We start from the raw sequence: 12,357 nt of genomic DNA, 5'->3' as shown, positions 1-12,357 counted from the left end.
TGACCACGCAAAGGTTCAGTTAAGGGAAGACCTTGGCAGTTCCACAACCGCACTGTGCCGTCACTACCGCCACTGACAATCGTCTGTCCGTCGCCATCAGCGGCGACGGTAGTAACAGTACTCATATGACCACGCAAAGGTTCAGTTAAGGGAAGACCTTGGCAGTTCCACAACCGCACTGTGCCGTCACTACCGCCACTGACAATCGTCTGTCCGTCGCCGCTGATGGCTACAGAACTGACATCATCTTCATGACCACGCAATGGTTCAGCTAAGGGAAGACCTTGGCGGTTCCACAACCGCACTGTGCCGTCACGACCGCCACTGATAATCGTCTGCCCATCGCCGCTGATGGCGACAGACCTGACATAATACTCATGACCATCAAAGGGAATGGAGACTATTGCTTTATTTGTCACTTTATTCAAACTGTTCTGAACTGGTGCGAGAATCTGCTGGGGTAGTTTCTCTTGATTCTCACCGATTGTTTGAATTGCCAAAACTAGACTCTCTAGGGGTTGGACAGTCAATAAATTCTCTACCCTGGCGGCTTTCTCTCGCAATCGTAATTCAGTGAGTGCTTTTTTTAATGTAGCGATCTGGTGCTGTTCATAAGCATCACTGAGTTGGTAAAAATTTTTGGCTTGAGGTGATGATAAAAACTGTAGTTGTTCCCAATTTTCTCGCACCTCTGCCAGCAATCCCCTCTGCATTAAGTATTTTTCGTTTTCCTCTTTGTTCACCCACTCGCGTAAAGCATCTGCTAACCTATCGCTCAACCGCCGCAAATCTCGGTCTTGTTGTCGCCATTGGGCAAACCTCTCCCAACCCTCAATTAAGGCTTCATGGGCTAAATCAATCCACGCTTTTTCTTGTTCATCTTTCCCAGCTACCAGCAAACGTCCTTTCACTAATCCTTCATCTAGCAATTCACTTAATGCTTGCTGCTGTTCTTGTTCATTACCAGCAATGGCTAACAGTTCAGCTTTTGGTTGGCGCTGTCGCGTATCCTTTTCTCCTTCTCCGGTTCGCGCTAATCGCAGGAAAATTTGCTGAATCCAGTCTTTGTCTTGTTCATTTCGTTCTTGAGTCGGGGAATCCTGCTGATAATCTTCGTAAAAATAAACATTTTCTGCATGAAAATTCAGCGCCCCTGTCAATCCTTGGAAATTTTCATACTGTTCTAGGGTGAGTTGATGCTTTTGTTGGTCGCGTTTCTCCCAGAGTCTAGTTAAAGCAAACTCCATCAAGGGCAAATATCCCGGTTCTTTACCAACATCTTCTAAAATTTTCAGTAATAGTCCTTCTTCGACACTATGACCTTGAAGTTTAGCTGGTTCGGTTATTGTCTCTTTTAAATCAACTCCAGTTATACGCGGCATCAAAACAAGCTGATTTTCAATCAATTTATTTAAAGAGGGATAGTCTGAACATGGTTCGAGAAAATCCGATCGCATGGTAATCACAACTTTCAACCGCGAATCAGTCATCTCTACTACCTGAGTCAGCAATTCAATAAATCTCTGCTTGTCTTCAGCAACAGAGACCGTAAATAGTTCCTCAAACTGATCTACTACCAATAAAAATTTTTCTGCACCTGTGAGATGCTCCACAATTACAGGTAAAGGATTCGGTTCTTTAGTAATCAACTCCCAAAGCAATCTTTCTTTTTTCGCCCCTTGGAAAAATGCTTTCAGAACTCCTCTCAATTCCTGCAAAGGCTGAAATCCTGGTTTGATTGGCGGTAAAATTTGCCAGACAATATCATCTAATTCTGGAATCAAACCCGCCTGAACCACGGAAGATTTACCACTCCCGGAAGGGCCAATAATCGGAACAAAGGGCTTTTGTGCCAATTTCTCCAGAATGTTCCTCACAACCTGCTTGCGCCCAAAGAAAAACTGTTTTTGTTCCGCTTCAAAGGCTTTTAAACCTTGGTAAGGACATTCTTCCTTTACCTCAAAGGTTTGAACTTGTCTTTGATTCTTGTGGGTAATTAGAGTAATGGAACGCCCCCAACCCATGCGGATTGGTTCTTGACCACTGCTTTTAAGTTCTGTAGCAAGTATATCGAAGAGGCGATCGCCTGTCACCTGTCCGCGATCGTTAGTGTTCTCTGGTGACAAACCAGCCAGCAAAGCTGTTGTAAAAATACTGTGTTGTTCGCTTTTTTTGGCATAAGCTTGTTGAAAACCTCTGCAAGCAGCAATAAAGTAGTAATCGCGCTGTGAAATAAAGGCAGTAAGTGTTTTTTCGATGAGATTGCGTTCTAAAAATTCACCGCTATGACAGCAATCTAACAGCACTACTAGACTACTCAGGTCGGAGTCTCTAATTAAATTGTTGAGACTGAGAAGACTAATCCCGCCTGTTTGTTCAATAATTTGCTTTCCTTGAGTGACAATTGTCAAGTCAGAAGTGGCTAGATATGCTTGTTCTGTTCCTAAGCTGTCAGATACAGTGATGCCATGCCCTGTAAAGTAAATTAGCGCTTCGTTTTTAACTGCTTGTTGTTGCAAAAGTGTTTTGAAAGCTTCAGCCAACTTAGTTGTACTAACTTTCCCTTTGAGAACAGCGATATCCTCAAAATCACCATGCGCTTTTAGTACCTGTTCTACCGCTTCTGCATCCGTAGCGGGTTTTGTGAGGTTGGGAAGCTGATTTGTATAATCTGTAATGCCAACAACAAGCGCGTAACGAGCCATCTATACATATTTAAGTTATCTGTTACAGAATAAGATAACGTAAATACACCTAAAATCTGAGGGCTTGATGTCGAACATAGAACGTTTAGTCTTTGAAGAAGACGGGGAAATCTATACAATTCTGTTCGAGTCAAAGGAAACGCCAACTGTTCCAGAAATAGTCACACCGGAGGTTGATGAAGAGAAAGAATCCTACGGCTGGCGGGAAGATGCATTTGTCAAGATTGAGGAAGTTCACCATCAAATTCGAGCTTATACCAAATATGCCATTGGCGCTTTTAAAAATTTAGGTACTGCTGAAGTTGAAGAGATTACTCTGAAGTTTGGCTTGAAGATAGGCGGAAAAACAGGTATACCCTTCGTGACTGAAGGTTCGGCGGAGAGTAATTTTGAAATTGAGGTAAAGTGTAAGTTTCCTGAAAATAAGCAAAATTCCAGCACTTAAGGTTTTGCTTTACCAAGGATAAGCTTTGTACCTTCAACTTTGCTAAGAATTATGGAAGCGATGTTTCCTGCTGGCTACGCCTACGCCTTTGATTCACCATCATTGACCCTTGAATCTCGGATGTTGCTGTTCAAAGCACGAAGTTCCGAGTTAAAAAGGAGAGCCATCACCCTCCACTCACCATTATTCACCTTTGAATCTCGGACGTTGCTGTTCAAAGCTTCAAGTTTCGTGTTCTCATCTCGAAATTCCATGTTCTGAGGTTGAAGCTTCGAGTTCAGAACTCGGAACGCCGAGCAATTTACTCCAACATCCGAGTTCTTAGCTTCAATATTGCACCTAAGAAGTGCGTAGGCGTAGCCCGCGTCGTAGACATCGCTTGCAACACAGCATCTCTATCTGATTGCGCTAGTGTTGCACTAATTGGGGCTGTGGACATAGAAATTAGTCTCCAGTATTTTGCTTAATGTTAGAGTGCCCACATATACAATCTCAATTTCAATAACACCAATAAAAATTCCAAGGTCAAAAGGTGAGCTTTGTCAAAGTGCGGGTTACGCCTAAGCCTTTCACTCACCATAATTTATACCAATTTGAAAAAAGAATGCGACAAATAGACCATTTGTAGAGACGCGATTCATCGCGTCTTTACCCAAGGATATTTTGCAATCATTAATTGAATTGGTATTACCCTTGGATATCGGCTGTTGCAGTTGCGAACATAAAATTCCGAGTTTTGAGCATGAACTTCCAATTTTTAAAGGAGAAAACTGGAATTATAAGACTAAATTGAGAAAATAATAAGTCTCTTTTTCGTGTTCTCCTCTCTTTACTTACTGCCTTTATAGCCGTTTGCAATTGAGTCGAATACAGACCTTCTCAGAGGCACGGCAATGCCGTATTTTTACCCGCTTACTTTACTCCAAACATATTTTTGGCAGGTTTCGCAGGCGGCTTTTGCTTCCTCTGTTTGCGGATTGGTGAAGATGGGATGGTAACGTAACCTGTCACAACAGACTTGCAACCATGCACGCCAGTCACCGCGCCACAAACGCACAGTGCCATCTTCACCGCCGCTAACAATCGTCTGCCCATCGGTACTGATAGCAACAGAATAAACCCAACCCTCATGACCACGTAAAGGTTCAGCCAAGGGAAGACCTTGCAGATTCCACAACCTTACTGTGCCGTCATCACCGCCGCTAACAATCGTCTGCCCATCGGCGCTAATAGCGACAGAATAGACCCAACCTTTATGACCACGCAATGGTTCAGCTAAAGCAAGACCTTGATAATTCCATAAACGCACAGTGCCGTCAGTACCGCCACTAACAATCGTCTGCCCATCGGCGCTAATGGCAACAGAATTGACGAAACCCTGATGATCGTGCAAAGGTTCAGCTAAGGCAAGACCTTGACGATTCCACAACCGCACAGTGCCGTCAGTACCGCCACTAACAATCGTCTGCCCATCGGCGCTAATGGCAACAGAATAGACATAACCCTCATGACCACGCAAAGGTTCGGCTAAGGGAAGACCTTGCAGATTCCACAACCGCACCGTGCCGTCACTACCACCACTGACAATCGTCTGCCCATCGGCGCTAATGGCAACAGAATAAACCCAACCCTCATGACCACACAAAGGTTCAGCTAAGGGAAGACCTTGCAGGTTCCACAACCGCACCGTGCCGTCAGTACCGCCACTAACAATCGTCTGACCATCGGCGCTGTTCGCATCGCGTTGCAAAGCAATGGCGACAGAATAGACCCAACCCTTATGACTACGCAAAGGTTCCGCTGAGGTCAGACCTTGACGATTCCACAACCGCACCGTGCCGTCAGTACTACCACTAACAATCGTCTGCCCATTAGTGCTGATAGCAACAGACCTAACATTACCCTGATGACCACGCAAAGGTTCAGCTAAGGGAAGACCTTGGCGATTCCACAACCGCACCATACCATCGGCACTGCCACTAACAATCGTCTGCCCATCGGTGCTGATGGCGACAGAAGAGACATTACCCTCATGGCCACGCAAAGGTTCAGCTAAGGAAAGACCTTGGCGATTCCACAACCGCACCGTACCATCAGCACTGGCACTGACAATCGTCTGCCCATTGGCGCTGATGGCGACAGAAGAGACATTACCCTCATGACCATACAAAGGTTCAGCCAAGAGAAGACCTTGGTAATTCCACAATCGCAGCGTACCATCAGCACCGCCACTGACAATCGTCTGCCCATCGGCACTGATGGCGACAGAAGAGACATAATTTTTATGCCCACGCAATGGTTTAGCTAGGGGAAGACCTTGACAGTTCCACAACCGCACCATACCATCAGCACCGCCACTGACAATCGTCTGCCCATCAGCGCTGATGGCGACAGAAGAGACATTACCCTGATGACCGCGCAAAGGTTTAGCTAAGGAAAGACCTTGATGGTTCCACAACCGCACTGTACCATCAGCACCGCCACTGACAATCGTCTGCCCATCGGCGCTGATGGCGACAGAATAGACATTACCCTGATGACCGCGCAAAGGTTCAGCTAAGGGAAGACCTTGGCGGTTCCACAACCGCACCGTGCCGTCATTACCACTACTGACAATCGTCTGCCCATCGGCGCTGATGGCGACAGAATAGACATTACCCTGATGACCACGCAAAGGTTCAGCTAAGGAAAGACCTTGCAGGTTCCACAACCGCACCGTGCCGTCATTACCACTACTAACAATTGTCTGCCCATCAGCACTGATCGCGACAGAAGAGACATTACCCTCATGACCACAGAAGGGAATCGAGACTCTTGCTTTATTCACCACCCGATTTAAACTGTTCTGAACTGATGCAAGAATCTGCTGGGGTAGTTTCTCTTGATTCTCCCCCATAGCTTGAATTGCCAAAACGAGACTATCAAGAGGTTGCAAGGCCAGTAAATTTTCTACTTTAGCCGCTTTCTCTCGCAACTGAGATTCAGTAAGCGTCCTTTCCATCTCGGCAATCCGGTCTTTTTCATCAGCATCGTTGCGCTGGTAAAAATCCTCATCTTGTTGGGGTGATTGCAAATGGGGCTGCAATTGTTGCCAGCTATCCCTGACTTGGGCCAGCAATCCCTTTTGCATGAAATATTTGTCATCCGGCCTTTCGTTCAACCATTCCCGTCGAGTATTTTCTAATGTATCGCTCAACGGGCGCAAGTCTCGGTCTTGTTGTCGCCACTCTTGCAACTGCTGCCAACTTTCAATTAAAGCTTCATGGGCTAAATCAATCCAGACTTCTCCTTTTTCATCTTTCCCAGTAACTAATAAGCGTCCCTTAACCAATCCTGCTTCACCATCTAGCAACTCACTAAGTTGTTGCTGTTGATTAGCTTCATCACCTGCAATATTTAATAATGTGGCTTTTGGTTGGCGCTGTCGGGTATCCTTTTCTCCCTCTCCCGTTCGCACTAACCGCAGAAAAATCTGCTTAATCCATTCTTTTTCTTGCTGACTGCGTTCTTGAGTTGGATATTCTTTTTCATAATCTTGGTAGTGATAAACATTTTCTGCATGGAGATTTAACACCGCAGTTAATCCTCCCAACTTCTCATACTCTTCTTGGGTTAGTTGATGTTTCTTTTGTTCGCGTTTCTCCCAGAGTTTAGTTAAGGCAAACTCTAACAATGGCAAACTCCCTGGTTCTTGTTTAAGATTTGGGAGAATTTTTAATACTCCTGCTTCTTCAACACTATGAACCTGAAGCTTGGCAGGCTTGGCGATTGTCTCCTTTAAATCAACTCCAGTTAAAGGCAGCATAACTGCTGCCTGGGTTTGAATCAGGTGAGTCAGAGAAGGATTATCTAAACAAAATTCAAGAAAATCGCCTCCCATAGTAATTACAACTGCTAACCGCGAATCATGAATCTCTACTACCCCAGTAAGTAGTTCAATAAATCTCTGCCGTTCTTCCTTATCTATACAAACTGTAAATACTTCCTCAAACTCATCTACCACCAGCAAAAATTTTTCTGTGTTAGCCACAGCCTCTGCATCATTGATAGGTTTAGTCAGGCTGCCGAAACTGTTGTCATCCTGAGCAATTTCAACCACAAGGGCGTATTGTGTCATCTTCTTTTGTTAAAACTATTGAGAAATTACCTCTGTGCTTTAAAATACCCAAATTTACTAGTGATTTACCCATTAGAGTTAAAAACTCTAGATTTAAAATTCAAGTAGCAGTTGAGCAATACACGGTAGAAGCACAATATTAAAGTCTTAGTGACTGGGATAAGCTCTATACCTTGTGGTTTGGTAGTAATTACGGGAGCGATGTCTAAGGGCGGGCTACGACTAGTTAGAAAATTTCAGCTTAAATTGACACCAATGGCCATTACCGTGCTACTACCTTGAGAAAAATCTCACATCGCGCTAGTCTTCATTGACGTAACTGCACGCTGTAACATTAGGCGATGACAAATCAACTCTCTCCAGAAATTCCCTCTTGCACTTGGAGCCGTCCCATCGGCTTAGGCTGGGACAAACCTTATACCGTCCGCTATGCAAGTAATATTGATGATGGTCCTTGGCATGGTATGCCTTTAGGCGGCTTTGGTGCAGGTTGCATCGGTCGTTCTTCACGGGGAGACTTTAACCTGTGGCACATCGACGGCGGTGAGCATACCTTCAAAAACGTTCCCGCTTGTCAATTCAGTGTGTTTGAATCCAATAGTACATCTTCCCAAGCCTATGCTTTATCTACCCAAGCGCCCGATGATGGCACTCTCAAGGCTTGGCAGTGGTATCCGACACTTTTGGCTACTGAGGGGACGGGCAATTATCACGCGCTATATCCACGTAGCTGGTTTGTGTATGAAAATGTATTTCAAGCACAGTTGACTTGTGAGCAATTTTCCCCAGTCTGGGCAGGTAATTACCAAGAAACTAGCTACCCTGTGGCAATATTTCTCTGGAATGCTCATAATCCCACAGATACACCGATTACTCTCAGCATTATGCTCACTTGGCAAAATATGGTGGGGTGGTTTACAAACGCTCTCAAATCTCCCGAAGTGCGGGTGCGTGATGATGGTAGTCCAGTTTACGAATACCAACCGCGCTGGGGCGAAAGTCAAGGAAACTACAACCAGATAGTTGAAAATACAGAAAAGTTTGGCTGTGTTTTAGGTCGGGTAGGTAGTGATGAACCTTTGCAAGAAGGCGATGGAACTTGGTGTATTGCGACGCTGAAACATCCCCAAGTGGAAGTATTTCACCACAGCCGCTGGAATCCTGAAGGTACGGGTGAGGAAATATGGGAAAGCTTTGCCCAAGATGGCTCTTTGCCTAATTATGTTGATACTACTCCAGTAACAGAGAATACACAAATCGGGGCTGCGATCGCACTCCGTTTCACTCTCCAACCAGGCGAAACTCTCGAAATTCCCTTTGTCCTCGCTTGGGATTTGCCGATCACAGAATTTGCGGCTGGAGTTAACTATTATCGCAGATATACAGACTTTTTTAGTAAAAGTGGAAACAATGCCTGGGCGATCGCATCGACTGCGTTACAAGAATACCAAACCTGGCGATCGCAAATTCAAACTTGGCAACAACCCATTCTCGACCGGGAAGATTTACCCAACTGGTTTAAAATGGCTCTATTTAATGAGCTTTATGACCTCACCAGCGGCGGTACTCTTTGGAGTGCAGCATCAGAACTTGACCCCATCGGTCAGTTTGCGGTGCTAGAGTGCTTAGATTATCGTTGGTATGAAAGTCTAGATGTGCGATTATACGGCTCTTTTGCCCTGCTGATGCTGTTTCCAGAATTAGAAAAGTCAGTAATTCGCGCATTTGCACGGGCGATTCCTGAAGGTGATGATACTCCCCGAATCATTGGCTATTACATGACAATTAAGGCAGAAAGCCCAATTGCAGTTCGCAAAGTTGCAGGTGCAACACCCCACGATTTAGGCGGACCGAACGAACACGTCTGGGAGAAAACTAACTACACCAGCTATCAAGACTGTAATTTATGGAAAGATTTAGGTAGTGATTTTGTCTTGCAAGTATACCGTGATTTTTTACTCACGGGTGCTGACGATGTGGAATTCCTAGCAGATTGCTGGAATGCGATCGTTCAAACCCTCGACTACCTGAAAACTTTTGACCTCGACGGCGATGGGATTCCTGAAAATTCTGGTGCGCCCGATCAAACCTTTGATGATTGGCGATTACAGGGTGTCAGCGCCTATTGTGGGGGGTTGTGGTTGGCGGCGTTAGAAGCTGCGATTGCAATTAGCGATATTTTATTAACTTACCAGATAGGTAACACAACAGAGTTGGCAGCGCAAAAATCCACTTATGAAACTTGGTTACAACAATCTCTTCCTATTTACCAAGAAAAACTCTGGAATGGAGAATATTACCGACTTGATAGTAAAAGTGGTTCCGATGTAGTGATGGCAGATCAATTGTGCGGACAATTCTACGCCCGTCTGCTGGATTTACCTGATATTGTACCAAGCGATCGCGCCCTTTCTGCCCTGAAAACTGTTTATGACGCTTGCTTTTTGAAATTCTGTAATGGTGAGTTTGGTGCTGCTAATGGTGTTCGTCGTGATGGTTCACCAGAAAATCCCAAAGCTACTCATCCCTTAGAAGTTTGGACGGGGATAAACTTTGGGCTGGCGGCTTTTCTCGTGCAGATGGAAATGAAGGATGAAGCGTTGAGGTTGACGCAAGCTGTAGTGCAGCAAATTTATGAAAATGGTCTGCAATTTCGCACACCGGAAGCTATCACTGCAACTGGTACTTTTCGCGCTAGCACTTACCTGCGACCAATGGCGATTTGGGGAATTTACTTAGTTCTTAATTGATTGACTATCAAAACAGTTCTCGTTTTGATGCAACACACGTAGATGTCATTGGTGTCAACTTAAGCTGAAACCTTTTAAGTGTATGAGTTTTGCTCCCTCCCCAAAATTGGCAGAGCAGGGTGGTTTCATACAAGCAGAGAAAAACTAAAACTGGGTTTCAAAGCCTCTCCCCCCGTGGGGGAGAGGAATGGAAGTGAGGGAAAAAGCCATGCCACTTTCACGAGAAATCAAGACTTATGTATTTTTCTTTTTTCGTATGAAACCACCCTGCTCCCCAAAATTGGCAGAGGGAGCAAATTCTCTAGTTCCCCTTTTCCCAATATGGGAGAAGGGATTAGGGGATGAGGGCATAGGATCTATGACAGATGTGCGCCCCTACGAACGGTCGTATTCCACGTCACCAAATTTAACCTGTCTTCATCTGAAAAAGCAAAGTTTAGATTTGCGATTTTATTTTTCGAGTGTTTCCGGAAGCGAAGGAAAATTTCAGTAATGGTAAGAGTTGAAGCATTGAGAATTTAAGACTAATGTTTCAAAAAATGCAAATATTACTGGCTTTAGCTATAAATATTGCTAATATTTCCCAGACTACGTTCACAATCAAAAGCTAGGTTATGACGTGCCTATTCCTTTAATCAACAGCAAAGTTCACCAGATTGTGGCGCTGCGTGTTTGGCAATGATTAGCCAATACTACGACATACGCTTAAACCTCTACAGTTTGCGTAACTTAGCATTAGCAAACCCTACAGGTGCATTTCTCCAGCCTTTAGCAGAAGTAGCCCAAATTTGCAGGATATGAAGCGCTATCAGTGAGGGCGAGTCTTAGTAAGGTGGACTCATACTATAACCCGTAGATAGCTTATTGTCAAGAAATTAATCGTGTAGTTGTCTGGAGAGATAAAGGCGATCGCATATTGATTTTTGATCTTGTACAACCATTTAGCCCAATTACTACTTTGTAATCTCAATTTTATAAATTTGTTAGATATTCATACATATAGAAATTTCTGCTGAATTAACTTAATAATATTCTGTATTAATTAGCTTTATATCTATTCTTAAGTTCTCTAAGATTATTAAACAGACTTAGCTTGCTATATTTCTTTGAGTAAAATTATCCATTTGCGGAGCTTTTTCTTGACTCAGCTAAGGCTCGTTATAACTATCTATATTATCACTAGCCAGTATTTTTTTTTCAAATGGTCTATTTTATGATTACTGCCTGATTGTTATGAAATATTTGCGATCGGTTGACAGCGATTATATTTAGATACGCTAAAGCTGTAGTTTTTGCAAACCAATTAAGATAAGTATAATAAATATCATAGTCTAATCGAACTTATTGATAAATAGGTTCAATCGTATGGCTAGGAACGGTTTTATTCTCCATCATCTAATATTTTTATTACTTGTTTTACATTTTATTTAATGGTATTGTTTTCTAGTTACTCAACAATAATAAAGGTTTAAAAATAATATCGGGTGAGGGGTAAGACCCCTCAAGAATTAGCAAAATAGGACAAAACTAAAAGCTGCACAATACACAAGTAAGTATCGGAATATATTCAGTAAATTTGACCTATAAATATACTAGATTAGTAGATGACGTTAACGACAAAAAATAGTATAAATGCGAATGGTGTTGTTAACGCTCAAAGATAAATATATTTTCTCTTGTAGTCTCAAGAAATATGCAAACTTCCCGGAAATTGCCTAATTCAACAGTAGTAATAAATATAAGCGTGTGAACCAAGAAAATTTATTTACTTATGGATTTTTATCCCTTGGAAACATCAAATACCGCTCCATTGCTGATAATTTGCCACTAGCAATTCAAGATTTGCAAAAAGGCTAGTGCAGTCTGTACACTTCAATTGAAACATCAACAATTGCAGAGAAGAAAATAGTTTACTTCACCCAAAATAACTAAACGCTATGATGAATCAAGACATTGCTGGTATTAGTAGTAACTTAGATAAGACAGTAAAAGCTCAACAATTTGACAAAGTAGTTGAAGCAATTCTTGCTGGAAAGTATTCTTGGGCATGTGTTTTAATGCTGCGATTTGGTGGTTATAATCCTCTCCATTACATTCCATATCGCACCTACAATCGATTGCTCAAAGAGAACTCTCAAGCAGATAGGACAAAACAACAGCAAAGTGAAAATCTAAAAATGCTGAAACATGCTCATGATTCCCGGTCGGATAATAATGTGTCATCAAGCTGCTTAAGCAAAATTAAAGACGTAGCTTATCTAGAAGTAGTTAGAAAGCAAAAAGCATAAATCCTTGGTGGGAGTTTAGACCAGAGATTGACACAGCAAATCGCCATTAAAA

General features: G+C 43.3%; 7 protein-coding genes. 4 read left to right on the top strand and 3 right to left on the bottom strand.

The genetic code is table 11. The annotated features are described in order from the left end of the window. The coding region (locus tag V7K41_RS22470; protein WP_334851766.1) for an nSTAND1 domain-containing NTPase at positions 1 to 2,705 on the bottom strand (2,705 nt) is incomplete at its 3' end. 67 nt (positions 2,706 to 2,772) lie between these two features. On the opposite strand from V7K41_RS22470, the gene V7K41_RS22465 reads away from it, so the two are divergent. Continuing rightward, positions 2,773 to 3,150, top strand: coding sequence for a CU044_2847 family protein (locus V7K41_RS22465; protein WP_334851764.1), 378 nt, complete (start codon positions 2,773 to 2,775; stop codon positions 3,148 to 3,150). A gap of 301 nt (positions 3,151 to 3,451) precedes the next feature. Here the strand turns inward: V7K41_RS22465 and V7K41_RS22460 are convergent, their stop codons facing one another. Further along, positions 3,452 to 3,589 (bottom strand): hypothetical protein, encoded by a 138-nt coding sequence (locus V7K41_RS22460; protein ID WP_334851762.1) that lies wholly within the window; start codon positions 3,587 to 3,589, stop codon positions 3,452 to 3,454. Between the two features lie 465 nt (positions 3,590 to 4,054). Then, positions 4,055 to 7,267 carry a WD40 repeat domain-containing protein gene (locus V7K41_RS22455; RefSeq protein WP_334851760.1) on the bottom strand — a complete coding sequence of 1,071 codons (3,213 nt, stop codon included), beginning with the start codon at positions 7,265 to 7,267 and terminating at the stop codon, positions 4,055 to 4,057. Between the two features lie 341 nt (positions 7,268 to 7,608). Here V7K41_RS22455 and V7K41_RS22450 point away from each other — a divergent pair, with 341 nt between their 5' ends. The 3 genes from V7K41_RS22450 to V7K41_RS22440 all read left to right on the top strand — a co-directional run bounded on the left by V7K41_RS22450 (position 7,609) and on the right by V7K41_RS22440 (position 12,305). Next, positions 7,609 to 10,017 carry a GH116 family glycosyl hydrolase gene (locus tag V7K41_RS22450; protein WP_334851758.1) on the top strand — a complete coding sequence of 803 codons (2,409 nt, stop codon included), beginning with the start codon at positions 7,609 to 7,611 and terminating at the stop codon, positions 10,015 to 10,017. A 678-nt stretch (positions 10,018 to 10,695) separates the two neighbouring features. Beyond that, entirely contained in the window at positions 10,696 to 10,818 is a 123-nt protein-coding gene (locus tag V7K41_RS22445) for a hypothetical protein (protein WP_334851756.1), read from the top strand. A 1,139-nt stretch (positions 10,819 to 11,957) separates the two neighbouring features. Beyond that, positions 11,958 to 12,305, top strand: a complete 348-nt coding sequence (locus tag V7K41_RS22440; protein WP_104908890.1) for a HetP family heterocyst commitment protein — start codon at positions 11,958 to 11,960, stop codon at positions 12,303 to 12,305. Positions 12,306 to 12,357 lie beyond the last annotated feature (52 nt).

It is taken from the genome of Nostoc sp., assembly GCF_036917415.1.
Lineage (GTDB): Bacteria > Cyanobacteriota > Cyanobacteriia > Cyanobacteriales > Nostocaceae > Nostoc.
The sequence above is the reverse complement of the archived record's forward strand: the minus strand, read 5'-3'. Positions and strand labels throughout refer to the sequence as shown.